The 23,647-nt window shown below is 48.3% G+C and carries 21 protein-coding genes, 1 tRNA gene and 1 pseudogene; 14 read left to right on the top strand and 9 right to left on the bottom strand.

What is annotated here, in order from left to right; all coding sequences use genetic code 11:
* Positions 1-20 precede the first annotated feature (20 nt).
* The 3 genes from hybG (at position 21) to OGY35_RS05030 (ending at position 2,082) form a co-directional block, all read left to right on the top strand.
* Positions 21-269: a hydrogenase maturation factor HybG gene (gene hybG, locus OGY35_RS05040; RefSeq protein ID WP_042324176.1), complete on the top strand. Its 249-nt coding sequence runs from the start codon at positions 21-23 to the stop codon at positions 267-269.
* A gap of 77 nt (positions 270-346) precedes the next feature.
* Complete coding sequence (locus OGY35_RS05035; RefSeq protein WP_178827812.1) at positions 347-1,399, top strand: ABC transporter substrate-binding protein; 1,053 nt, start codon at positions 347-349, stop codon at positions 1,397-1,399.
* On the top strand, positions 1,399-2,082 hold the full coding sequence (locus OGY35_RS05030) for a molybdate ABC transporter substrate-binding protein (RefSeq protein WP_286631586.1): 684 nt from the start codon (positions 1,399-1,401) through the stop codon (positions 2,080-2,082). Before OGY35_RS05035 ends, OGY35_RS05030 begins: the two co-directional genes overlap by 1 nt.
* 284 nt (positions 2,083-2,366) lie before the next feature.
* Here OGY35_RS05030 and yghU read toward each other — a convergent pair whose 3' ends face one another.
* Positions 2,367-3,236, bottom strand: coding sequence for a glutathione-dependent disulfide-bond oxidoreductase (gene yghU, locus OGY35_RS05025; RefSeq protein WP_152406018.1), 870 nt, complete (start codon positions 3,234-3,236; stop codon positions 2,367-2,369).
* Between the two features lie 195 nt (positions 3,237-3,431).
* Between yghU and gss the strand changes: the two genes are divergently transcribed.
* Positions 3,432-5,291, top strand: coding sequence for a bifunctional glutathionylspermidine amidase/synthase (gss, locus tag OGY35_RS05020; RefSeq protein WP_286631585.1), 1,860 nt, complete (start codon positions 3,432-3,434; stop codon positions 5,289-5,291).
* Between the two features lie 130 nt (positions 5,292-5,421).
* Here the strand turns inward: gss and OGY35_RS05015 are convergent, their stop codons facing one another.
* Entirely contained in the window at positions 5,422-5,790 is a 369-nt protein-coding gene (locus OGY35_RS05015) for an SH3 domain-containing protein (protein ID WP_178823029.1), read from the bottom strand.
* Positions 5,791-6,124: 334 nt separating this feature from the next.
* Positions 6,125-7,537 carry a MocR-like pyridoxine biosynthesis transcription factor PdxR gene (gene pdxR, locus OGY35_RS05010; RefSeq protein ID WP_286631584.1) on the bottom strand — a complete coding sequence of 471 codons (1,413 nt, stop codon included), beginning with the start codon at positions 7,535-7,537 and terminating at the stop codon, positions 6,125-6,127.
* Positions 7,538-7,657: 120 nt separating this feature from the next.
* Between pdxR and OGY35_RS05005 the strand changes: the two genes are divergently transcribed.
* Positions 7,658-8,902 carry an MFS transporter gene (locus OGY35_RS05005; protein ID WP_286631583.1) on the top strand — a complete coding sequence of 415 codons (1,245 nt, stop codon included), beginning with the start codon at positions 7,658-7,660 and terminating at the stop codon, positions 8,900-8,902.
* Positions 8,903-9,048: 146 nt separating this feature from the next.
* On the opposite strand, the gene OGY35_RS05000 is transcribed toward OGY35_RS05005, so the two are convergent.
* A complete protein-coding gene (locus tag OGY35_RS05000; RefSeq protein WP_286631582.1) occupies positions 9,049-10,056 on the bottom strand; it encodes a LysR family transcriptional regulator in 1,008 nt (335 codons plus the stop codon).
* Between the two features lie 207 nt (positions 10,057-10,263).
* Here OGY35_RS05000 and OGY35_RS04995 point away from each other — a divergent pair, with 207 nt between their 5' ends.
* The 8 genes from OGY35_RS04995 (at position 10,264) to OGY35_RS04960 (ending at position 16,507) form a co-directional block, all read left to right on the top strand.
* Complete coding sequence (locus tag OGY35_RS04995) at positions 10,264-10,989, top strand: SDR family oxidoreductase (RefSeq protein WP_286631581.1); 726 nt, start codon at positions 10,264-10,266, stop codon at positions 10,987-10,989.
* Positions 10,990-11,901 carry a DMT family transporter gene (locus OGY35_RS04990; RefSeq protein WP_286631580.1) on the top strand — a complete coding sequence of 304 codons (912 nt, stop codon included), beginning with the start codon at positions 10,990-10,992 and terminating at the stop codon, positions 11,899-11,901.
* A 49-nt stretch (positions 11,902-11,950) separates the two neighbouring features.
* A complete protein-coding gene (locus OGY35_RS04985; RefSeq protein ID WP_286631579.1) occupies positions 11,951-12,562 on the top strand; it encodes a hypothetical protein in 612 nt (203 codons plus the stop codon).
* Between the two features lie 42 nt (positions 12,563-12,604).
* Positions 12,605-13,354 (top strand): AfsA-related hotdog domain-containing protein, encoded by a 750-nt coding sequence (locus OGY35_RS04980; RefSeq protein ID WP_286631578.1) that lies wholly within the window; start codon positions 12,605-12,607, stop codon positions 13,352-13,354.
* A 68-nt stretch (positions 13,355-13,422) separates the two neighbouring features.
* On the top strand, positions 13,423-14,181 hold the full coding sequence (locus OGY35_RS04975; RefSeq protein WP_286631577.1) for a hypothetical protein: 759 nt from the start codon (positions 13,423-13,425) through the stop codon (positions 14,179-14,181).
* A gap of 60 nt (positions 14,182-14,241) precedes the next feature.
* Positions 14,242-14,898, top strand: a complete 657-nt coding sequence (locus OGY35_RS04970; RefSeq protein ID WP_286631576.1) for an HAD family hydrolase — start codon at positions 14,242-14,244, stop codon at positions 14,896-14,898.
* Positions 14,899-15,064: 166 nt separating this feature from the next.
* Positions 15,065-15,238: a carboxymuconolactone decarboxylase family protein gene (locus OGY35_RS04965; RefSeq protein WP_286631758.1), complete on the top strand. Its 174-nt coding sequence runs from the start codon at positions 15,065-15,067 to the stop codon at positions 15,236-15,238.
* 78 nt (positions 15,239-15,316) lie between these two features.
* The gene (locus OGY35_RS04960; RefSeq protein WP_286631575.1) at positions 15,317-16,507 is read left to right on the top strand and encodes an acetyl-CoA C-acetyltransferase; all 1,191 of its coding nucleotides are present in this window, start codon (positions 15,317-15,319) and stop codon (positions 16,505-16,507) included.
* Between the two features lie 460 nt (positions 16,508-16,967).
* Here the strand turns inward: OGY35_RS04960 and OGY35_RS04955 are convergent.
* The 3 genes and pseudogenes from OGY35_RS04955 to OGY35_RS04945 all read right to left on the bottom strand — a co-directional run.
* Positions 16,968-17,234 (bottom strand): annotated as a pseudogene (locus OGY35_RS04955) (Arm DNA-binding domain-containing protein); the annotation flags it as partial.
* Positions 17,235-17,386: 152 nt separating this feature from the next.
* Positions 17,387-17,462, bottom strand: a tRNA-Phe gene (locus OGY35_RS04950).
* A gap of 105 nt (positions 17,463-17,567) precedes the next feature.
* Positions 17,568-18,275 (bottom strand): DUF554 domain-containing protein, encoded by a 708-nt coding sequence (locus OGY35_RS04945; protein ID WP_286631574.1) that lies wholly within the window; start codon positions 18,273-18,275, stop codon positions 17,568-17,570.
* A 427-nt stretch (positions 18,276-18,702) separates the two neighbouring features.
* On the opposite strand from OGY35_RS04945, the gene OGY35_RS04940 reads away from it, so the two are divergent.
* On the top strand, positions 18,703-20,838 hold the full coding sequence (locus OGY35_RS04940) for an ornithine decarboxylase (RefSeq protein WP_286631573.1): 2,136 nt from the start codon (positions 18,703-18,705) through the stop codon (positions 20,836-20,838).
* Between the two features lie 95 nt (positions 20,839-20,933).
* Here OGY35_RS04940 and OGY35_RS04935 read toward each other — a convergent pair whose 3' ends face one another.
* Together OGY35_RS04935 and mltC are read right to left on the bottom strand one after the other, a co-directional pair.
* A complete protein-coding gene (locus OGY35_RS04935; protein ID WP_286631572.1) occupies positions 20,934-22,190 on the bottom strand; it encodes a nucleoside permease in 1,257 nt (418 codons plus the stop codon).
* Between the two features lie 216 nt (positions 22,191-22,406).
* Positions 22,407-23,489 (bottom strand): membrane-bound lytic murein transglycosylase MltC, encoded by a 1,083-nt coding sequence (gene mltC, locus OGY35_RS04930; protein WP_152406399.1) that lies wholly within the window; start codon positions 23,487-23,489, stop codon positions 22,407-22,409.
* Positions 23,490-23,647 lie beyond the last annotated feature (158 nt).

Genomic DNA, 23,647 nt, shown 5'->3' with positions numbered 1-23,647 from the left:
GACATGGGGCGGAGTCAGATATGTGTATAGGCGTTCCGGGCCAGGTTCTGGCCGTCGGTGAAGATATTCACCAGCTTGCGCAGGTGGAAGTGTGCGGCATCAAACGTGATGTGAATATTGCGCTAATCTGTGAAGACAGTCCTGCACAACTGGTCGGGCAGTGGGTGTTAGTGCATGTGGGGTTTGCGATGAGCATCATTGATGAAGAAGAAGCCAAAGCCACGCTGGATGCGCTACGCCGTATGGAGTACGACGTGACCAGCGCCTGATAACCCCTGATGACAGTCTGTTAAGTGTTCCTTCATCGCTGTATACTTAATTATACATCGAATGCGAGGATACACTCATGCTTAAATTCTTACGCCAGCTCTCCCTGCTGGCGTTACTTTTCCCTCTCCCCTTCATGGCGCAAGCCGACCGTACCTTTACCGATCAAATTGGCCGCCAGGTCACCGTGCCGGATAAGGTGGATCGCGTTGTGGTGCTCCAGCATCAGACGCTCAATCTGTTGGTGCAGATGAATGCGACCGACAAAATTGTCGGCGTGATGGCGAACTGGAAACAGCAACTGGGTGATGGCTACGCGCGACTGGCGCCGGAACTGGCCCAGAAAACCGCGCTGGGCGATTTAACCCACGTGGATCCGGAACAGCTGGTGGCGCTGCACCCGCAGGTGGTGTTTGTCACAAACTACGCGCCGCAGGAGATGATCGACAAAATCAGCAGTCTCGGCATTCCGGTGGTGGCAGTCTCTCTGCGCCATGACGCGGCAGGGGAACAAGCCAAACTGAATCCGACCATGGCGGATGAGGAACAGGCTTACGACCGGGGCTTGCGGGAAGGGATCACGCTCATCGGCGATATTGTTAATAAACCGCAAGAGGCGAAAGCGCTGATTGACGCCACCGATAAAGGACGCAAGCTGGTGAGCGATCGTCTGCAGGCGATCCCTGAAGATCAACGCGTTCGCGCCTATATGGCCAACCCGGATCTGACTACCTACGGTTCAGGAAAATATACCGGCCTGATGATGGCGCACGCCGGGGCGCTGAACGTTGCGGCCTCAACCGTTAAGGGCTTCAAACCGGTGGCGATGGAACAGGTGATTGCCTGGAATCCGCAGGTCATTTTTGTGCAGGATCGCTATCCAAAAGTAGTTGACGAGATCCTGCAAAGCCCGCAGTGGCAGGTGATTGATGCGGTGAAAAATCATCGTGTTTATCTGATGCCTGATTACGCGAAAGCCTGGGGTTATCCGATGCCGGAAGCGATGGGGATTGGTGAACTGTGGATGGCGAAAAAGTTGTACCCCCAGAAGTTCACGGACATTGATATGCGCAACGTGGCTAATGAGTGGTATCAGCGTTTTTATCGCACCGACTATCAGGGCGTTGACTGATGCGCATCCTCGCTGCGGGGAGTCTGCGTGCGGTATGGCAGTCGCTGATGGCCTGTTTTCAGGAGAAGGATGTGCTTTGTGATTTTGGTCCGGCGGGGTTGCTGCGCGAACGGATTGAAGCTGGCGAGCCCTGTGACTTTTTTGCCTCGGCGAATATGGCGCATCCACAAGCGCTGCTGGATGCCGGTCGTGCACAATCCGTGGCTCCCTTCGCGACCAATCGCCTGTGTCTTACCGTGCGGGCGGATGCAGTGCGAGAAGGCGATGACTGGTTATCGCTGTTAACGCGTCCGGACCTGCGGATTGGCACGTCGACAGCGGGATGCGATCCGTCCGGTGATTATACGCAGCAGCTTTTTTCACGGATGGGCGATGCGGGAACGCGCGCCCGGGAACGGGCGGTGGCGCTGGTCGGCGGCAGAGATACGCTTCCCCTTCCGGCGGGAAGTCTGGCAGCCGAGTGGTTAATCAGCAATGATGACACCGATGTCTTCATTGGATATGCCAGCTATGCGCCGAGGCTCAGACTGATTGAGACGCTGACGGTGGTAGAAATACCGGAGCCTTATAATCCGGTCGCGGAGTATGGATTTGCCTGCCTGAGTGACAAGGGAAAGTCGTTCGCCGATTTTTTGTTATCACATGAGGCGAGATTAATTCTTTGTCAGCATGGATTCGCCTGACTGTCAGAGGGCGGCATCAGGCCAACATCCAGCCGGATGGCGACGTAAACGTCTTATCCGGCCTACGGTTAGAATAGGGTAGGCCTGATAAGCGCAGCGCCACCAGGCGAACATCCAGCCGGATGGCGACGTAAACGTTTTATCCGGCCTACGGCTGGAATAGGGTAGGCCTGATAAGCGCAGCGCCATCAGGCAAGCATCCAGCCGGATGGCGACGTAAACGTCTTATCCGGCCTACGGTTGGAATGTGGTAGGCCTGATAAGCGCAGCGCCATCAGGCAGCATTATGCCGGATGGCGTTTATCTTCGGTGTTTGTGTCGAAATCACCGGCGTCATGACGTTCATGAAGCTGCTCATTCAACGGCCCGTTGGTACGATTCACAATCCGCCCGCGTTTAACGGCCGGACGTTCAGCGACCTCTTTCGCCCAGCGCTGCACATTTTTGTAGCTGCCTGCGTCAAGGAATTCCGCCGCGTCGTACACATTGCCCAGCACGACATTGCCAAACCACGGCCAGATAGCCATATCGGCAATGGTGTACTCATCGCCCGCCACGAAAGCGTTATTCGCGAGCTGCTTATCCAGCACGTCCAGCAGGCGTTTGGCTTCCATCGTAAAGCGGTTAATCGCGTACTCAATTTTCACCGGTGCGTAGTGATAGAAGTGGCCGAAACCGCCGCCGAGGAAGGGGGCTGCGCCCTGGAGCCAGAACAGCCAGTTCAGGGTTTCCGTACGTTTTGCGCGATCCTGCGGCAGGAAATAGCCAAACTTTTCCGCCAGATACAGCAGGATCGATCCCGACTCAAACACGCGCACCGGTGGATTCTGCGAATGATCGCGCAATGCCGGGATCTTCGAGTTCGGGTTAACCTCCACAAAGCCGCTGGAGAACTGATCTCCTTCGCCAATGCGAATCAGCCACGCATCGTATTCCGCGCCGCTCACTCCCTGCGCCAGCAGTTCTTCCAGCATGATGGTGACTTTCTGGCCGTTCGGCGTGCCCAGTGAATAGAGCTGAAGCGGGTGCTTACCGACGGGCAGCACTTTGTCGTGAGTTGAACCGGAGATCGGACGGTTGATGTTGGCGAACGCACCGCCGCTGGATTTTTCCCACGTCCAGACTTTCGCGGGTTGATAAGTGTTATCTGACATGTTGACCTGCCTTCTGAGTGGTTGTTTTGAAGCAGTGTAGCAGGTCACCACCCGCGCATTTAACAGATTGGCACATTTACGCCTGGCTATTTTTTGTTGTTGCGCGCGCTCCCGCTGCGTTGAGGTGTATGATGGTCGGCGGTGTAGAGCAGGCAAGCAGAAGCTGCTCAGCTGTATAGTTTTGAGGTAAGGTGCATGAGCAAAGGAACGACCAGTCAGGATGCCCCGTTCGGGACATTATTGGGCTATGCCCCCGGTGGTGTAGCGATCTACTCTTCAGATTACAGCTCCCTCGACCCACGGGACTATGACGATGATGCTGCATTTCGCAGCTATATCGACAATGAATATATGGGCCACAAATGGCAGTGCGTTGAATTCGCGCGCCGTTTCCTCTTCCTGAATTATGGTGCGGTGTTCACCGATGTCGGTATGGCGTGGGAGATCTTCTCGCTGCGTTTCCTGCGCGAAGTGGTGAACGACAACATTTTGCCGTTGCAGGCGTTTCCTAACGGATCGCCCCGCGCGCCGGTCGCCGGGGCGTTGCTCATCTGGCAGAAAGGCGGTGAATTTAAAGACACCGGCCACGTCGCGATCATTACTCAGTTGCTGGATAACAAAATCCGTATTGCCGAGCAGAATGTCATTCACACTCCGCTTCCTCCCGGACAGCAGTGGACGCGTGAGCTGGAGATGGTGGTGGAAAATGGCTGCTATACCCTGAAAGACACTTTTGACGACACCACCATTCTGGGCTGGATGATCCAGACCGACGATACCAGGCACAGCCTGCCGCAGCCGGGGATCGCTAATGATTCGCTGAAGATAGGCGCGGCAAGACTGGAAGAAAAGGGTCAGTTTGACGGCAAGTGGCTGGACGAACAGGATCCGCTGCAAAAAGCCTATGTAACGGCAAACGGTCACGTGATCAATCAGGATCCATACCTGTATTTCACGATTACAGAGAGCGCCGAGCAGGAGTTGATCAAAGCGACCAACGAGCTGCATCTGATGTATCTGCACGCCACAGACAAGGTGCTGAAAGATGATAACCTGCTGGCGCTGTTCGACATTCCCAAAATTCTCTGGCCGCGTTTGCGTCTCTCCTGGCAGCGTCGCCGCCACCATATGATCACCGGTCGTATGGATTTCTGTATGGATGAGCGTGGGCTGAAGGTGTACGAATACAACGCCGATTCCGCGTCGTGTCATACCGAAGCGGGGCTAATCCTCGAGCGCTGGGCGGAGCAGGGCTATAAAGGGCAGGGGCACAATCCGGCAGAAGGGCTGATTAACGAGCTGGCAGGAGCCTGGAAACACAGCCACGCGCGTCCTTTTGTGCACATCATGCAGGATAAGGATATTGAGGAGAACTACCACGCGCAGTTTATGCAGCAGGCGCTGCATCAGGCCGGGTTTGAAAGTAAGATCCTGCGTGGGCTGGATGAACTGCGCTGGGATGATGCTGGTCAGTTGATTGACGGCGAAGGACGCCTGGTGAACTGCGTCTGGAAAACCTGGGCATGGGAAACGGCCATTGAGCAGGTGCGTGAAGTCAGCGAAACCGAGTATGCCGCTGTGCCGATTCGTACCGGGCATACCGATCAGGACGTACGGCTGATTGATGTGCTGCTGCGCCCGGAAGTGCTGGTCTTTGAGCCACTGTGGACGGTGATCCCGGGTAACAAAGCGATTCTGCCGATCCTCTGGCAACTTTTCCCGCATCATCGTTACCTGTTGGATACCGATTTCATCGTCAATGATGAACTGGCGCAAACCGGGTATGCGGTGAAACCGATTGCCGGTCGCTGTGGTAGCAATATCGACCTGGTCAGCCATCAGGAAGAATTGCTGGATAAAACCAGCGGGAAATTTGCTGAACAGAAAAACATTTATCAGCAGCTATGGTGTCTGCCAAACGTTGCCGGTAAGTATATTCAGGTGTGCACCTTTACCGTCGGTGGAAACTACGGTGGCACCTGTCTGCGCGGCGACGAATCGCTGGTTATCAAAAAAGAGAGCGATATCGAACCGCTGATTGTACTGAAGGAGTGATCCCTTCGGCTATTTCGCGTAAGGAACTAAAGACCGCAATGCGTAGCGTTGCGGTTTCTTTTTACCGTGGTGTCCGGACATGACCTAAGCGATGGCAGTTTCGCTCACGACGTCTTTTACCTGATGCAATTCATGCTATTTTCCGCAGAATATTCATCGGCACCCATCCAATATCATTATCTGCAAGCCGTCGACACCATAGCCATCCATTCAGAGCTTTTATTGCCTGAAACTCATCGCCCTCATTCACGTCAAGCTCTTTCGCAGAATAGTCCTCTTTTGCCACCCCATGATCCGACTCGGCACGTCGTTCAATCAGTTGTTCAGGAACCCACCCGCCCGCATGACCCGACGCTATACAAAAGCACCAGTTATCCCATCCTTCATTACCCTCATACCTTTCCCCAACAATAAGCGGGGTTCCTCTTGTGAATGTGATAGGGTCTGGATATTCGCTTCGATGTTTCCCGGTCGCGATAAATAATATTTTTTCGTCCATTTATCTTTCTCCTGATTAAAGTTGCGCTTCCAGTGATATTAATTTTTCTGTTCATACAGTACAGGTGAATATCATATTATTATAAGACATAGTAAATGATCACAGTCACTAAAATAGCGACAGCCAATGTTGTCATGCTAAATGAAAGACAACTAGATGGAAAATAAATAGATGAAATAGAAATTAATGAAAGAGTAATTAATTGCAATAAGGCCATTTATCTATATCGATTTTGTCTGATCCGGAGAGTGGATTTGCATCAATGTATCCTGAAGGATTTGAGGTGAATAATCCTAACGATTATCTCTGAGACAGTAAGCGTTTAATCCGCAATTTATAAACTTGCGCTGAGGTTTAATTCCGCTTTGATTATATTCAATCCGGCTTCCATGATCTCACAGGAAAGATGTGCATAACCCAAAATAATTTTACTTTGATGTTTCCCTTTTAACATGGAGTGTTTTTCCACAGGAACAACATAGACACCTTTTTCTTGCAATCGTTGAAGGATTTTTTGCGTAAAAATAACGCCGTTAAATTCTGCCACAACATGCATTCCGGCCCGATCGCCGTGTATTTTAATATTTTCTCCAAAATATTTATGTAAGAGAAAAAGTAACTGTTCTCGTCGTTTCCCATACTCTCTTTTCATTCGTCGGATATGACGCTCAAGTTCTTTACTTTCGATGAAGTGCATCAGCGTTAGTTGGGTGATTGAATTTGAATGATGATCCGCTAGTCGTTTAATTTCCCGAACTCTGCTTACAAGATGACGCGGGACTACAAGATAACCGAGGCGTATTGAAGGGAACAATACTTTACTAAACGTGCCAGAGTAAATCACATGCTGTGGATCAAGTTCAAATAATGAATTTGCAGGTGATCCCTCATACGTGAATTCGCTGTCATAGTCATCTTCTAATATAAAGCATTTATACTCCCTGGCAAATTTAATCACTTCCAGACGTCTTTTGATGGGTAACCGCCCCCCCATCGGAAATTGATGAGATGGTGTCATAAATATCAATGTAGGGCTATTGTTCTTGAATAATAAGCAAGGTTGTATACCATCCTTATCGACTTCAAAAGGCGTGATATTATTCGTGTGATAAGAAAATATCTGCCTGACATTGTCGTTAGTTGGATTTTCAATCCAGACTTCACTTTGTGCATCAAGCAGACATTTTGCCACCAATGTTAAACCTTGTTTCGTTCCGTTGGTAACAATAATCTGGTCCGCATCACAGACGATGCCGCGTGTGCGTTGAAGATATTTTCTGAGTACGTCTCTAAACTCAGACCTACCTTGAGGATCATCGTAACCTAACGCAGATATCGGCGCCTCTTTTAGCGCTTTTGTTGCCGCGTTACTCCATTTTCTTTTGGGAAATAAATCTAAGGCAGGAAGCCCACTGTCAAAGTTAATCGCATTCGTCGGTATTGATGTATCTGACAACGAGGCGGTACAACTATCATTAACCTGTAAGGAGTGTTTCTTAGCAATAATATCTGAACTGACAAAAAAACCAGACCCGGGCTTACTCACGACAAGACCTTCTGAAATTAACATTTCATAAGCCGTCAATATTGTATTTCGTGAAACAGACAAATTTTTAGAACACTCACGTGTTGATGGAAGTTTTTCTTCAGTACGTAAGTTACCAGAAAGTATCTTTTCGCGTATATCCTTGTAAATATTTTTTGAATAAGAATGACCATGAATTCTATCAAACTTAATGTATAGCATTCGAACTTTCCCCAACTGGTTCCATTAAAATTTGCTCAAACTGGTACTTCTTGAAAACGGTTGTCTGTGGTTAACTTTCATCTGGAATAGTCTAAAGTTGTTAACTTTAAGTAAACGGTCATGGATAATACTGAGAAAATAGATCAACGAGCATGGCACTACGTAAACCTGATATTCCTGATGCAGATAGTTGGCGCATCCTCTTCCCCAATTATCATTTCTTTAGGAGGCATGGTGGGTGCAAAGCTTTCAAGCACGCCTTCTTTAGCGACATTGCCCGTTTCACTTTATAGCATAGGGATGGCGCTAGCAACCTTGCCTGTTGGCTACTTAATTGCTCGTTTTGGCCGGCAATCTACTTACCTGATGGGGGCGCTGATTGCTGCTATTGGAGGGCTTTTTGCAGCCTATGGCGTTTACAGCGCTTCTTTTCTGAATTTCTGTATTGGTGCAGTCCTGGCGGGAGGCTACGGCGCCTGCGTACAAAATTACCGTTTTGCAGCTATTGATTATCTTCCTGGATGGGCACATCCAAAAGCGATTTCTCGGGTGATGCAGGGGGGACTGGTTGCTGCTGTATTAGGGCCGCAGCTGGTTATTTTGGGACAGGACATTTTGGACGTTCCTTTGGTCGGCAGTTTTCTCAGCCAGTCCGTGCTGGCACTCATCGCTATAATTTTGATTTTATCTGTGGGCCGGTTGACGACAGGGCTTGTTGTACCTGAAGAGGATAAAATCACGGAGCAAAGCGAAAGACAGGAAAATAACGTTCCCAGGCAACCAAGAACAATTCTGCAGATTATAAAAAGTTTCCGCTTTATTGTCGCCGTGACTGCCGGATTAACATCTTATGGTTTGATGATGTTTATGATGACGGTGACGTCGATGGCTATAGTCGACGCCGGTCATTCAATCAATCATGCAACGTTGGGCGTACAGTGGCATATTTTAGCGATGTATCTCCCCAGCTTTTTTACCGGTAAGATCATGACCCGCTATGGTAAGTTGCCTGTCACCATACTTGGTTTTCTAATTATTGCTCTCTCAAGCGTTTGTTATTTTATCGGCAACAGCGTATTCATTTTTTGGAGTGGATTTGCGTTACTGGGGCTGGGCTGGAACTTCAGTTTTATTGGCGCGACCGCGTTGGTGACAGAGTGCTACCATGCAAGTGAGCGCAGTAAAGTACAATCATTGAATGACCTGCTGGTTTTTGGTGCCTCTGCCATCGCCTCGCTGATATCCGGACAGTTGTATCACTCCCTCGGTTGGATAAACCTCAATTGGCTCACTTTTATTCCTATTGCGCTTGCAGTATTGCTTTTGTTGAGGCTTTCAAAGAAAGGACTCGTGGGTCAGGATTAACCCCTGTATTCAGGAGACTGAACGGCACCCGGTGAATGTTGGGGGGCAATACATCATCATACTGAAAACAGTAGCGGGTTCTTCCTGCTCCTGTTCTATGGGGAGCTTTGGTGATATCTCTATTGCAGGACGCCGCTTTTTGTCGGTCAGGAATACCGGGGCGGGGGCAGTCCATCTCCAAATCTACTAAGTTCGTTCTCTGGTTGGAACCAGTTTTCAAAAATGGAAATCGGCCCTGTAAGAACGTTGCTATTCGAGTGTATTACTTTCGTTAGAAACTCTGATACGGCGCGTACTCGTGGTGTATGAGACAAATCAGAATGGGTTACCAGCCACAGAGGGTAATCAATATCAGGTGGTATATCCAGACAGATTAGCCCTCGGCGATTAGCCACAAAATGAGGAAGAAGGGCAATACCTGCGCCAGCATCTACTGCAGCGACCTGGGTGGCGAGAGAAGATGTTTCAAGTGCCAGAGACTTACCATTCAGTTTATCCGTGAGCCATCTCGCTGTTGGTAGATGAGACTGTTGCTTTGTCCATCCAATAAACTTTCCTCGTATATAAAGCTCTTCCTGTGACTTAAATTTAATATTGTCGATATATGCATGACTGCCATAGAGGCCAAATCCCATTACACCCAGACGCCTGACCGTAACATTACCACGTTCAGGTTTTACTAGTCGGAGCGCAAGATCAGCATCAACCTGGTGGATATTAACGATTTTACTGTCAGTGACTATTTGTAAACTGAGTGACATATGGCTTTCCTGCAATTGATGCAGGGCGGGTAAAATTAATTCATTAGCTAGCATATCCGTGGTGGCGAGTCTTACTGAACCAACAACGTCCTTTGGCTCTGTGGCACGAGTAAGAAGGCCATTTACCGATGCCTCTATACTTTCGGCCTCTGGCAACATCGCGGCACCTTCCGTTGTTAGTTTGTAACCGGACTGATGGTGGACAAAAAGACGCTGTCCAAGAGATTCTTCCAGCCGCTCAATCCTTCGCCCTACCGTCGCGATGCCAAGTCCAAGAGACTTTGCTGCATTTCCCAGAGTACCTTCATGGGCAACCGCCAGGAAAATTTGAATATCATCCCATATGATTTTATGGGGTGTCTTATTTTTCAAAATTGAAAAATTGCTTTCCATAATTACCTATTTTCAGGCCATTCACTTTACGTCTATCCTACACCCACATCGTAACAAGTAGAAATATATTTAACAGGTGGCAAACTATTTAAGAATAAATTCGCTGAATAAATCATTGGAAACATTCAACTCACGGATGATTGGTTTTTTTAATCGTTAATTGCAGTGATTGCCTCTCATCGATTATTTGTTAATTAAGGGATATATATGATACAGAAAAGACGAGTTTTAGTAACGGGAGCTAATGGTGGAATAGGTGCTGCGGTTGTAAAGAAATTACTGAATGACGGTCATCTGGTCGCTGCAGCAGATACTGAATTACATGATGTTCATGAAGAACACCTTGCATTACTTAAGTTAGAACTTGATTTACGTAATGATGAAAGTTGTAAGGCTGCAGTGAATAAGATAATAGAGCAGTTTGGTTGCATTGATACTCTTATTAATGCTGCTGGGGTTTGCTATGGCGGAGATCCTTTAACTGCAAATCTTGAGGAGTGGAGTGAAACGTTCAACGTCAATGTCCAAGGAATGTTCAGAATAACTCAACTAGTCATTCCTTTTTTACAAAAATCAGCACAGGCCGATATTGTAAATATCTCATCAATATGGGGGACAGATTTTAATCCAAATCTTCTTTCCTACTCTGCATCGAAGTTTGCCGTGGAAGGATATACCGGTGGCCTTAGAGCCTGGGCCCTCCCACAGAATATCAAAGTAACGGCATTGCAGGTTGATAAAGTGGATACCGGATTTCGTCGGCATTTAGGAAGTAAAGGTGAATTTTCTGTTGAGCAACTTAAAAAAATGCTCACGCCAGACGATGTATCAAATGCGGTCTGTTTTGTATTGAATATGCCATCAACAGGATGCGTCTCTTCGATGCGACTTGATGCACCGCTCTGGTATAAGAATAATGAGGTTCAGAATTAAATGAAAATGTCACCTAAAATTGCTGTGATATTAACATTACTAGCGACACTGTTCTGGGGGTCGAATTTTCAGGCAACAAAATTAGCAATATCTACTATGCCACCATGGACAGCTTCTGCTGAACGTTTTCTGATCGCGGTTATGGTTATATTCATTTATATGTCATTAAAAAATTTGATGACATTAAACACACTGAAAAAAAACCTACTGGCTTTTATTTTCCTTGGTGCGATTGGTGTGGCGGGTTTTAACGGCGCTCTTTTTGTCGGGTTACAGACATCTAATCCGATAACTGCGGCACTGATTATGGCCACAACTCCTATTTCAGCTAATATTATAGAGGCAATTCTCAACCAGCGAATGCCGCAGCTTATACGGGTTTTGGGGATGTTGATAAGCCTTTTGGGTGTGTCCATGGTGATATCTAATGGAAAAATACTGATGGGAGGGGAATTGACATTTTCATACGGTGATATCATTATTTTTATCGGTAGTCTGGGTTGGGCTGTATATACAGTTGGGACCCGAGTAATGGTATCAGAATCGACACCACTGGAAACTACTGCATGGACGATGCTATTTGGTGCCATAATTCTTAGTGTGATAGCATTTATTTATGAACAGCCGGTCAGAACGATTTCAACCGCATCGGTGGTAAGCCACCTGGCTGAGTTGTATATGGGGATAGCCGGATCTGTACTTGCCTATCTATTCTGGGTTATTGGCATTTCGACCCGCGGGCCAGGGAAAACTTCGATATTCTTCAATTTTGTTCCACTATTTGCGATTATGGTACAAATTATGTTTGGCACAATCCCGGGAAACGTGCAGTTAATCGGTTCTGTTATCACCATTTTGGGTGTTCTTCTGGGGCAGGGACAACTATCTTTTTTTCTGAAAAAACAAGTCTGAGCATAATTATTTAAACCTACTAAACTATACTTTATAACGGAGTGTTACTATGTCTGCTAAATATGTTTTGATTTCTTCATATCCACTGAAACCTGGTGTCGAACTTAGCGTTATTAAGAAAATACCACGTATTAACTATGGTAAAAACTTTTATATGTCGGAAGAACTCGACACTAATGAACTGGTTGAGTTACGGGCATACGATAACCTGAAAGCAATTTGTGATGATGAAGTGCTCTTTGAGTCTGATTTTAAAGCATTCCTGCCCTATCTGGACGGTGATATTAGCCGCGAAATTGTTAAGTTTGTTGAAGCTCCCATTAACAGTCAACATGAACTTCCTCGTACCCGGTATATTCAACTACGCCACGTTGAAGTTCCACCTGAAAAGTACGAGGCATATCGGTCCTGGAGGGCGGAAACTATCTTTAAAGTTGTCCACGAGAACAAAGATAAAATTACTAGTTTTGCATCATACCATTCATTGATCAGCGGGCATCCTGGCGTTATGTTTGTCTCTGCTTTTGATGTTGATAAAGATGTTTATGTCGAATCATTTATTGATGATCGTTATAAACAGATCATACGTGACGCTGATAACTACATCACAAATGAACATGGCGGTTTGTATACCCGCATTTATCGCGCTATCAATCATTAATGATATCAGTTCAGGAAAAATAGAATTATGACAAGGAAAATAATGGTTGTTGGTAATAAATTCATTAATTTTACGCAAAATGAAAATGTTGTGACAATCGGGCAGTTAGAAATGTTGACAAAAATTCCCAAAACTATCTTTGGTGATAACACTGAATTTATTCCCGGTCAAGGTATCTGCCAGGAGACCCTCCGTGATATTGTTAAAGATCATGGTAATGAACCAACGAGTAATCAAAAAATTAATCTTAGCCGATTGGTAGGTTTTGCTTCTGAGAAAATGAATACTTACGCACACAAGAGCGTTAAAGATAATACTCTAATTGGTTCGTGTAGTCAGATAAGTAGTAGTATGTTCACTCTCCCTCTAATTATTAATGATAATAGTGAGTTGATGTCTGACCATCAAACCGGTCAGCATGTGCAGGGGATGATCCTTGTTGAAGCTAGTCGTCAGGCATTCATTGCTGTGACAGAAGAATTTTACATGGCAGACAAAGCAGGAAGTTCATATTATGTTATCAATAACATGAATATCGATTTTTCCAGCTTCATGTTTCCTCTTCCCGCCACGATTCATTATGAGGTGACGGAAAAGGATATAAACGATCGACGTTCCCGATTTAATGCCACCATCAGCATATTACAAAATAAAAAACTGTGTTCCAGTATGTCTGTACGTTTCACCGTTTATCCTTCTGAGGTTATCAGCTTAAAAGAATCGGACCTGGCGGGTAACGCACTCACCAGCATTCTGAATAGCCATAGTGCAGGGACTGGGTACTTACAATGACAATCTACGGCCAGAATTACCAGCTGGCCGTAACCACTCAGGGGCCTTTATACCCCCCTGCGGAGGTTATGGATAGCGAAGGCAATTTCGTTGTTGTCGGCCAGATCTTACGCGAAACGGGGACTCACTGGGGAAAAACCATCGTTAGCAGCAAAACCCCGGTACCACCGTTTGGACAATTTAAACCGTATACCATAATAAAAGAACTGGAAGGGGCTACGGAGCAATCTCTTGAACAAATCGTTCTACATACGTTACCGCTACCACTGCCTGCAAATAACTACCCGATGTTGTTTGCTCCTGAGCAGTGTCCTGACGCCACGCAGGCGATCAGAAATAGGTTACCTTTGCACGAAGGACATATCGCAGATTATCGGGTAACTGATGGCCGGAGAAAACTGCCGGTGATTACGTTGGCAGACTGGCTGAAGGCCAGCGGAGAACTGAAAGTAACTCTTTCCGAAGATAAAAAGCGGGTACGCTTTGAATTCAGATTTCAGAATCTTGTCCCTCACAGCGTTTACACTGTAATGAGCCTGCGTGAACGGGATTTAGCAGTGAATAACCCGAGTCGTCCTGGTCCATTGGGTATCCCGAATATTATTATGACAGATTCAGTGGGAAACGCCGAATTTTGGGCCGAACTTGTGGATCCGTTTCCACCGGTATCCGAAGACAGCAATCGTATTATCAATGTCGTTGTTCTCTTTATGAGTGGTCAACAGAGTTATGGTGGAGCAATCGGTTTACATGGTCTGGGGGGAGATGTACATGCTCATCTGAAATTAAAAAACCCTGGATTCAGTGAGTTCACTACACAGGCATGATTTAAAATTGAATCATTATATTTTAATATTACAAAATAGTCAGAAACTCGGAGTAATGACATGAAATCGGTCGTGGCTTTTTTTGATGTTGATGAAACAGTTATTACAATAAAGAGCATGTTTCATTTTTATAAATACTGGTGTGATTGTCGCTCTGCTCTGCATGAATATGATCAGTTCAATGAGAAATTTACTGATGCGCTACAACAGGGAGTCAGTCGGGAAAAATTGAATAAAATGTATTATCTACAATTCAAGGGGGTCAATATAAATTCCTTAAATGCTGCAGGTAAAAAATGGTTTTATAAATTCTTTAGTGATTCTGAATTGTATATTCAGGCGACAATTACGGCTCTGAAAGAACATAAAAAAAACGGTCATCAGACTGTTTTTGTATCGGGTTCTATGCTTCCTCTGTTGAGACCACTGGCTGAACAATTGGGCGTGGATGCAATCCTTTGCACGAGTCTTCAGTTGACTGGAGATAATGTACTGACAGGTGAAATTGGTTCACTACAGACCATTGGAGAAGGTAAAAAAGAGGCCGTGCTCTCATATCTCAATAAGATAGATATTTTACCGGAAAACTGCTTTAGCTATGGTGATGATATCTCGGATATTCCCATGTTGTCAGTAACCGGTAACCCGGTATGTATTGGAGGTGTATCAGTTCTGGCTGAATATGCGCGTAACAATAAATGGACCATCATTGGTTGACTGAGCATAATCTCATGAAAGAACAATATATTAATAAGCGTGGTCATGGACTTGTTGAGTCCATGACTGTAAGAATATCATTAATAATTATTTGAAAAAATTTGACGAAACATTACCCAATTTAATCACTTATTATGCTTTTGGTTCTGTTATTGCCCGTGACGATATGGACCTGAAAACGAGAGAAATGATAATTGTTGCCTCTTTAATTTCTTTGGGTAATGTAATTTCGCAACTTGAATTGCATTTGAAAAACGCATTAAACGTCGGAGTAACTAAAAATAATTACTTGAGATTATTATCCAGATGGCAATTTACGCTGGAGTTCCTGCCTGTATGAATGCTCTTGAAGTATTTCGCCGAATATTGGACTCAGCGCAAGAAAATGACTCACATTAATATCAGGAAAAAATTTATCATGAGAGAAGTCGTCGTGGTTGCAGCTAAACGGACCGCTACCGGTAGTTTTCAGGGCGCACTGGCTAAACTGCCAGCAACAGCGCTGGGTGCAACGGTTATCAGAGCTTTAATTGCGGATAACCATATTCCGGTTGAAGAAATCGATCAGGTTATTATGGGGCAGGTTCTGACTGCTGGTTGTGGGCAGAATCCGGCCCGTCAATCCGCATTACTCGCCGGTTTACCTGCATCAGTTAATACACTCACTATCAATAAGGTTTGTGGCTCTGGCCTTAAGGCGGTACATCTGGCGATGCAAGCTATCCAGTGTGGAGAAGCCGAAATGATTATTGCTGGCGGTCAGGAAAGTATGTCTCTGGCACCTCACATACTTTCTTCTTCACGAACAGGGAAACGGTTGGGACACGGTGAGATTAAGGATACTCTCATCAATGATGGCCTTTGGGATGCTTACTTTAATATTCATATGGGCGTTACGGCAGAAAATGTGGCACGTCAATATGGCATTAAACGTACCCGACAGGATGAATTTGCGCTCCAGTCCCACCAGCGCGCAACCGCCGCTCAACGTAACGGCTGGTTCAGCGAAGAAATTGTCACCGTCGAATGCCCATGCAGAGGAAAAGAAAGTGTATTTTTCAATAAAGATGAAGGGATCCGGGAGACCTGTTTGGAGAAATTATCTACGCTGAAACCTGTTTTTGAGAAGGATGGCACCGTTACTGCGGGAAATTCTTCTACTCTCAACGATGGAGCTGCTGCAATCCTTCTGTGCAGCAGAGAAAAAGCTGAGCAGCTCAGGCTGCCCGTAATTGCCAGTCTGGGGTATTTTAGCAATACAGGCATTTCCCCGGATATTATGGGGGCGGCACCAATCGAAGCTATTAGGACATGTCTTGGGAAGCAGAAGTGGGAGGCGGCCGAAATTGATGTTCTTGAATCGAATGAAGCCTTTGCAGCGCAGTCTCTGGCTGTTCTGGATTCTGTTGGTGTGTCGGTCGATAAGGTCAATCCCTGTGGTGGTGCCATTGCTCTGGGCCACGCCATTGGCGCATCAGGGTGTCGCATTTTAGTCACACTTATCCACCACATGAAGCGTAACAAGCTTCAGAAAGGAATTGCGGCCCTGTGCATTGGTGGAGGTGAGGGAGTGGCTCTGGCCGTTGATAATACAAAGCAATACAGTTAAAACTCGTTTATGGTAATAAAGGTGGCTGGATGGTCAGGGGAGAGCGCATCGCGGCTGGAAAAACGGTACGTCTTCCTGCCAGAAATTTGATGTAAGACTATATCTTCAGAAAATGTGAGTGTGATGGCAAGCCGCGTGAAAAAGCGTCCTCAGCAAGACGGCTAACCAGGCCTTTCAGATATCGATAATCTCCATTAAATTGAGCAACAATGTCTGTTATTAGTGCCGTTGCTGATGGGGCATTTACTTATATATTGGACGAGGTTTTACGCACAAATTGGTAAGAAAGATGCAGATACATTTATCTGTTATCATAGAAAAGGGGTCAGGCAAACTATTATGTCAATACTCCCTGATATAATCAGGAGGATAGACTTTCAGGCCCTGGTAATGTCGCTCTCTGGAATTTTATTCTCGGGTAGGGAAAGACAACAAACAATATTGTGGACGAGAATCGAGTTTTTTCCTTCCGTTTCTTCACGCCGGGATCGTTGCCCACGCTCAATACCGAGCGGGTTTCCTCGCGTATCTTGTGGGCATTTGCCAGAGAAATGGCAGGATAAGCACCAAACGCCAGCTTTTTCTCCTTGCCGCCAAAGCGGTACTTGAGTTGCCAGAGTTTTGAGCCGTTGGGCTTAATCAACAGGTAAAGACCCTGCGCATCGCTGAGTTTCAGGGATTTATCGAGCGGCTTTACATTACGGATGGCGGTATCGGTGAGGGATATTGTAGGGGCTCCATAGTTTATCGAATCGACGGGCCCGAAATAAACTATAGATATTAAAAAATCTGGTAGTACCAGTTGGTACTCCAGATTCTTCGTAACTTACTGATTTTTTAACGTTTCAGGACTTATAGGAACGTCATGAAACTAAATTTTGGTGCCCGGACTCGGAATCGAACCAAGGACACGGGGATTTTCAATCCCCTGCTCTACCGACTGAGCTATCCGGGCAACGGGGCGCATTAAAACCGATCCGCCTCATTTCGTCAACGAAATTTCTTCAATTCGACGCAGACTGCACAATCTATCACCACTTTGCTGTTATTGCACGCATTCTCAAGCGAAATACGCGGTCCAGGCGGCGGAAATCGGCATGGCGAGGATCAGCGCCGGAAGCATATTGACCACGGCAAACATTTTGATTCCGCAGATGCGTAAACCGGTGGCGACCAGCAGCAATCCCCCGACCGAGCTGAAATCGGCCATCATCGCGGGGGTGGTGAGCGGCAAAATGAGCGCCGCGCAGGTAGCCAGTGAAAGCTGGATGAGCAGCATCGGGGCAGAGATAACCGAAACGGCGATACCGAGCGAACAGGCGAAAATCATGGCGGTAAAGAAATCGAGGAAGGATTTAGCAATCAGGATACTCGGATCGCCGGTCATCTCTTCGCGCATCGCCCCAAAAATCCCCGTACCGCTGGCGCAGAAAAGAACAATGATGGCGACATAATTCTGGATAAACGATTCATGGGGCTGCTTTTTACCCGGGCGCATAAAGAGCGTCTGCGCTTTCGCGACGGCGTTGTTGATCCCCTTTTCCAGATAGCAAAACTCACCAATTAACGCACCGACCAGCGTTGCCAACACCATAACCGGAAGATTGGCGCATTTGACCACCAGTAAGATACCAATGCCAAGTGACGCGAGACCGAAAATTGAGGTCATTGAGACGCGAATCCGTTCCGGTAAACGTTGGCTAAGAAGGGCACCAATAACACCACCCACCAAAACGGCGCTGGCGTTAATAAAAGGTCCGATTACCACGTTAGCTCCTGTTAATTATTATGTCAGATTGCATTATTATGACCTGATTCTCATTTTCAGTGTTGTTTAACCGCAACAAGTGTGCATAAGAATTAAATCTTGCCCCTCCTGGTTAAAGGTGCCATGATTGCGCGAATTTTCTCCAGTCCGTTTGGGGCCGCACGGGATGAACGCTACACCTTCACATCACCTTTCGCATCGCCGCTTAGCGCGATGGCTGCCCCTTCTCGTTATTCCCTCCCTTTTACTCACCATGCGGTGAGGGCAACGTATGCTCACTGCAGGACAACAGTAAAATCAGAAGCGGTCTGCTTTTACTGATGTCTGGCGGTCGGAGCTGGTGACCAGTTTGACCCAAACATCTCGTGGGGCAGGGCATTGAGCCTTGTCCGGGACTCTTATTCTCCCGAAACGGGTTTTTGCGCTTATGAAATCAATGAACATTGCCGCCAGTAGTGAACTGGTCTCTCGTTTATCTACTCATCGCGGCGTTGTGGCGCTGGACAGTACCGACTTTACCGATGTCGCGGCTGTCGTCATGACCGTTGCCGATAGCCGTAGCGGCATTCTTGCTCTGCTCACACGTACGGGCTTTCATCTGCCGGTCTTTATTCTCACTGAAGAGAAAATGGATCTACCCGCAGGCGCGACGGCGCTCATTAGCGGAAATGCGCAGGAGTGGCTGGAGCTGGAATCAGCCGCCTGTCTGTATGAGGAAGACCTTCTGCCGCCGTTTTACGACACGCTGACGCAGTATGTGGAAATGAAGAACAGCACGTTCGCCTGTCCGGGGCATCAGCACGGTGCGTTCTTTAAAAAGCACCCGGCCGGACGCCACTTCTATGACTTCTTTGGCGAAAATGTCTTTCGCGCGGATATGTGCAATGCCGACGTGAAGCTCGGCGATCTGTTGATTCACGAAGGTTCGGCCAAACATGCGCAGAAGTTTGCCGCAAAAGTCTTTCACGCCGATAAAACCTATTTCGTTCTGAACGGCACGTCGGCAGCGAATAAAGTGGTCACCAATGCGCTGCTGACGCGTGGCGATCTGGTGCTGTTCGATCGCAACAACCACAAATCGAATCATCACGGAGCGCTGATTCAGGCGGGGGCGACCCCGGTGTACCTGGAAGCCGCCCGTAACCCGTTTGGTTTTATCGGCGGGATCGATGAACACTGCTTCGATGAAACGTATCTGCGCGAACAGATCCGTGAAGTGGCAGCGGATAAGGCGGAGCTGCCGCGCCCCTTCAGACTGGCAATCATCCAGTTGGGAACCTACGACGGAACTATCTACAACGCGCGTCAGGTGATCGACAAAATCGGTCATCTCTGTGACTACATCCTGTTCGACTCAGCCTGGGTTGGCTATGAGCAGTTTATCCCGATGATGGCCGACGGTTCGCCGCTGCTGCTGAAATTGAATGAAAACGATCCGGGTATTTTCGTCACCCAGTCGGTGCATAAGCAGCAGGCCGGGTTCTCGCAGACTTCGCAGATCCACAAGAAAGATAATCACATTCGCGGCCAGGCGCGTTTCTGCCCGCATAAGCGGCTGAACAATGCGTTTATGCTGCACGCCTCAACCAGTCCGTTCTACCCGCTGTTTGCCGCGCTGGACGTCAATGCCAAAATCCACGAAGGAGAGAGCGGCCGACGCCTGTGGGCAGAATGTGTGACGTTGGGAATTGAGGCGCGTAAGGCAATCCTTGATCGCTGTAAGCTGCTTCAGCCGTTCATTCCGCCGGTTGTTGACGGTCAGGCGTGGCAGTCGTATCCCACCGAGGTAATTGCCCGTGAGCGGCGCTTCTTCAGCTTTGCACCGGGCGCAAAATGGCATGGTTTTGAAGGGTATGCCGACGACCAGTATTTTGTCGATCCGTGCAAGCTGCTGCTCACCACGCCGGGCATTGATGCACAGACAGGGCGTTATACTGATTTTGGTATTCCGGCGACCATTCTGGCTCATTACCTGCGCGAAAACGGTATTGTGCCGGAGAAATGCGATCTCAACTCGATTCTGTTCCTGCTGACGCCCGCCGAGAGTCCGGAAAAGATGGCGCATTTGACGGCGATGCTGGCGCAATTCGAACAACATATTGAAGACGATACCCCGCTTGCAGAGGTACTTCCGACCATCTTCAATAAATATCCGGTGCGCTACCGCGACTACACCCTGCGCGAACTGTGCCAGGAGATGCACGATCTGTACGTTAGCTTTGACGTGAAGGATCTGCAAAAAGCGATGTTCCGTCAGGAGAGCTTCCCGGCGGTGGCGCTGAATCCGCAGGATGCGCACAGCGCTTTTATTCGCGGTGATGTTGAACTGGTGCGCATTCGTGATGCCGAAGGCCGTATCGCGGCGGAAGGGGCGCTGCCATATCCTCCTGGTGTGCTGTGCGTGGTGCCGGGCGAAGTGTGGGGCGGGGCGGTACAGCGTTATTTCCTGGCGCTGGAAGAAGGGGTCAATATGCTGCCGGGGTTCTCGCCAGAGTTGCAGGGCGTTTACAGTGAAACCGATGCTGACGGAATTAAGCGGTTGTATGGGTATGTTTTGAAGTAATCGAAGGAGAATGCCGGATGGCGCTTGCGCTTATCCGGCCTGGTATTCGGTGTAGGCCGGATAAGACGCGAAAGCGTCGCCATCCGGCAGAGAGATTAATGTGCGACGGTCTGCGTGCCGGTCGGTACGCGAACGTGTTTGTACTTAAACAGCGCCACGAAGGCAAAGGCCAGAACCAGCGAGTAGCCGGCAAAAATCAGCCACACGGTTTGCCAGTCGGTAATGCCGTTCAGGGTGTAATACTCCACCACTTTCCCGCTCACCACGCCGCCGAGGATACAGCCGAAGCCGTTGGTCATCATCAGGAACATGCCCTGCGCACTGGCGCGAATTTCGGGGCGAACTTCTTTCTCAACGAACACCGAACCGGAGATGTTGAAGAAGTCGAAGGCGCAGCCATAAACAATCATCGACAGAACCAGCAGTACGGTACCAAACGGGCTTGGGTCACCGTAGGCGAACAGGCCGAAGCGCAACATCCACGCTACGATGCTGATCAGCATCACGTTCTTGATACCGTAACGGCTCAGGAAGAACGGAATGGTAAGGATGAACAGGGTTTCGGAGATCTGCGAGATCGACATCATCACCGACGCGTGCTCAACGATAAAGCTTCCAGAGAACAGCGGGTTGTTATCGAAGCTGTGCAGGAAGGTGTTCCCGAACATGTTGGTAATTTGCAGTTCTGCGCCGAGCATCATCGAGAAGATGAAGAAGATCGCCATGCGCTTGTTCTTAAACAGCGCGAAAGCATCCAGACCCAGCATCGAGGTCCAGCTTTGATTCTTCTGCTGATTCGCCACCGGGATGTGCGGCAGGGTCAACGTAAACAGCACCAGTATCACAGAGAGCGCGGCGCCAATATACAGTTGCATATGGCTCAGTTCGAAGCCGGAGAAACTCACGGCCCACATGGCGACGATAAAACCGATGGTGCCCCAGATACGAATCGGCGGGAAGTCGGTGATAATGTCCATGCCTGCGTTCTGCAAGCGATAATAGGAAATGGTGTTGATAAGCCCAAGCGTTGGCATATACGCCAGCGAGTTAAGCAGGATGACGAAGAACATCGCTCCCGGCGTGGTGACTTCGGCGGCGATGAACAGCGTTATCGCGCCCACCACGTGACAGATGGCGTAGACCCATTTTGCACTGAGCCACTTGTCCGCCACAATACCCAAAAGCGTCGGCATCAGAACCGCCGCGATCCCCAGTGAACTGTAGACTGCACCAATAGAAGCACCGTCAAATTTGAGGGTGACAAACATATAGGATCCGAGGGTTGTCAGCCAACTTCCCCACAGGCAGAACTGCAGAAAAGAGAGTATTTTCAGCTGCAGCTTAAGATTCATGTTAATTTCCTCACACCATAAGGCGAATGGATGTTTCGATTGGCACAAATGCCGTTGCTGTATGATGTGATTCTATCAATGACTGTGGGCGATTTTTTGTTACCTGTGACAAATAATTGCAAAACAATTCCCTTTTGCAATGCTAAAGGGTGATGGTTGTCACGTTTTCTTGACTCACCCGCTCACCGTTTTATCGGGAGCGGGGGAAGAGGGGGATCAGTTCCGCCGATAGGTTTTTTGTGCGGAATTGACTTTATACAGGTAGCGGCGCGATTCAGAAGAGGGGTGACGCGTGGTTAACGTCTGATACACATCCCCTGGCGTCATGCTGTTGATGATCGTCGCGGCCTGCACTTTATCACTGGAGAAGACGCGCAGTACGCTGCCCGCCCCGCCGTTGTAGGCGGTGATTACCGCATAGCGTCGCGAGGTGGGATTATCGATTCCGCCCAGATAGACATTATTGAGCATCGCCAGATACGCAGTGCCGGTATCAATATTGCTGGCCGGATCGAACAGTTCACTGCGGCTCGGCGTACCGGAGCGGCCCTGCGAGCGATAAACGTCTTTCCCGGCGGTATGCTGAACCACCTGCATCAGACCCAGCGCATCGGAACGGCTCACGGCGTACGGGTTGAAGGACGACTCCGTCTGCATAATCGCCAGAATCAGCGACTCATCAATGCCATATTTATGGGACGCCTTGCGCACCATGCCGAGGTACTTATGCGCACGTTTATCCAGGTGGTTCGGCACCAGGTTAATCGTCACGCTGAAAATCATGCGGATCCCGTTGCTGCGGCTTTTCATCCGCGTTTGCAGCAGGTAATCGGCGAAGTTCGTGGCCCGGCCTTCCCAGCGGATGGGTTGTCCCGTGTGATCGAGCACCTGACCGTACAGAAAAGGTTCTCTGGAGATTTGAATGTCATCGACGTCAGAGTAGAGGTCGACAGAGGTGGGATCGTCACCCATCAGCAGCGTTTTAATAATGGCGCGACGTAAATGCGCCGCGGGCTCCGTCCCGGCGATGGTCTCAACGGTTATGGTCCCGTCGTCAAAGTTGATATGGCTGCGGGTCTGATACTGATCGGTGTACTTCACGTAGTCCTTCGGACCGGCGATCAGCACTTCCTGATAACCCCACAGATTCTCAATGTTGTGGGCAAACTGCCCCATGAGAATGTCAAAACCGTTGGTATCCTTGACCCAGGCTTCGTTATAAGAATCGCCTTTTTTGGTCGAGCTGGAACAGGAGATGAGCAACGGCGCAATAACGGCAAGCGCGAGAAATTTTTTCATCATTCCGGGAGTGCGTGTTGTGTTTGTCGTTGTGCCATTTTGCCGGATAGCGTCATCATTGAGCGACCTACGAATCGTGCCCGCCCAGGTCGGACAAGGCATTTACGCCGCCTCCGGCTTCTTTGCATTGCCCGATGGCGCTGCGCTTATCGGGCCTG

This window comes from Citrobacter sp. Ct235 (assembly GCF_030332305.1).
Lineage (GTDB): Bacteria > Pseudomonadota > Gammaproteobacteria > Enterobacterales > Enterobacteriaceae > Citrobacter_A > Citrobacter_A telavivensis.
This window is presented reverse-complemented; position numbering and strand designations above follow the sequence as displayed.

What these genes read in the sequence shown, in the direction of transcription:
- OGY35_RS04960 (WP_286631575.1), top strand. Translation starts at nt 15,317, where the DNA reads ATGAGAGAAGTCGTCGTGGTTGCAGCTAAACGGACCGCTACCGGTAGT.
- OGY35_RS04980 (WP_286631578.1), top strand. Translation starts at nt 12,605, where the DNA reads ATGGTTGTTGGTAATAAATTCATTAATTTTACGCAAAATGAAAATGTT.
- hybG (WP_042324176.1), top strand. Translation starts at nt 21, where the DNA reads ATGTGTATAGGCGTTCCGGGCCAGGTTCTGGCCGTCGGTGAAGATATT.
- OGY35_RS05000 (WP_286631582.1), bottom strand. Translation starts at nt 10,056, where the DNA reads ATGGAAAGCAATTTTTCAATTTTGAAAAATAAGACACCCCATAAAATC.
- OGY35_RS04995 (WP_286631581.1), top strand. Translation starts at nt 10,264, where the DNA reads ATGATACAGAAAAGACGAGTTTTAGTAACGGGAGCTAATGGTGGAATA.
- OGY35_RS04990 (WP_286631580.1), top strand. Translation starts at nt 10,990, where the DNA reads ATGAAAATGTCACCTAAAATTGCTGTGATATTAACATTACTAGCGACA.
- OGY35_RS05035 (WP_178827812.1), top strand. Translation starts at nt 347, where the DNA reads ATGCTTAAATTCTTACGCCAGCTCTCCCTGCTGGCGTTACTTTTCCCT.
- gss (WP_286631585.1), top strand. Translation starts at nt 3,432, where the DNA reads ATGAGCAAAGGAACGACCAGTCAGGATGCCCCGTTCGGGACATTATTG.
- OGY35_RS05005 (WP_286631583.1), top strand. Translation starts at nt 7,658, where the DNA reads ATGGATAATACTGAGAAAATAGATCAACGAGCATGGCACTACGTAAAC.
- OGY35_RS05030 (WP_286631586.1), top strand. Translation starts at nt 1,399, where the DNA reads ATGCGCATCCTCGCTGCGGGGAGTCTGCGTGCGGTATGGCAGTCGCTG.
- OGY35_RS04975 (WP_286631577.1), top strand. Translation starts at nt 13,423, where the DNA reads ATGGATAGCGAAGGCAATTTCGTTGTTGTCGGCCAGATCTTACGCGAA.
- yghU (WP_152406018.1), bottom strand. Translation starts at nt 3,236, where the DNA reads ATGTCAGATAACACTTATCAACCCGCGAAAGTCTGGACGTGGGAAAAA.
- OGY35_RS04970 (WP_286631576.1), top strand. Translation starts at nt 14,242, where the DNA reads ATGAAATCGGTCGTGGCTTTTTTTGATGTTGATGAAACAGTTATTACA.
- pdxR (WP_286631584.1), bottom strand. Translation starts at nt 7,537, where the DNA reads ATGCTATACATTAAGTTTGATAGAATTCATGGTCATTCTTATTCAAAA.
- OGY35_RS05015 (WP_178823029.1), bottom strand. Translation starts at nt 5,790, where the DNA reads ATGGACGAAAAAATATTATTTATCGCGACCGGGAAACATCGAAGCGAA.
- mltC (WP_152406399.1), bottom strand. Translation starts at nt 23,489, where the DNA reads ATGAAAAAATTTCTCGCGCTTGCCGTTATTGCGCCGTTGCTCATCTCC.
- OGY35_RS04935 (WP_286631572.1), bottom strand. Translation starts at nt 22,190, where the DNA reads ATGAATCTTAAGCTGCAGCTGAAAATACTCTCTTTTCTGCAGTTCTGC.
- OGY35_RS04940 (WP_286631573.1), top strand. Translation starts at nt 18,703, where the DNA reads ATGAAATCAATGAACATTGCCGCCAGTAGTGAACTGGTCTCTCGTTTA.
- OGY35_RS04965 (WP_286631758.1), top strand. Translation starts at nt 15,065, where the DNA reads ATGGACCTGAAAACGAGAGAAATGATAATTGTTGCCTCTTTAATTTCT.
- OGY35_RS04985 (WP_286631579.1), top strand. Translation starts at nt 11,951, where the DNA reads ATGTCTGCTAAATATGTTTTGATTTCTTCATATCCACTGAAACCTGGT.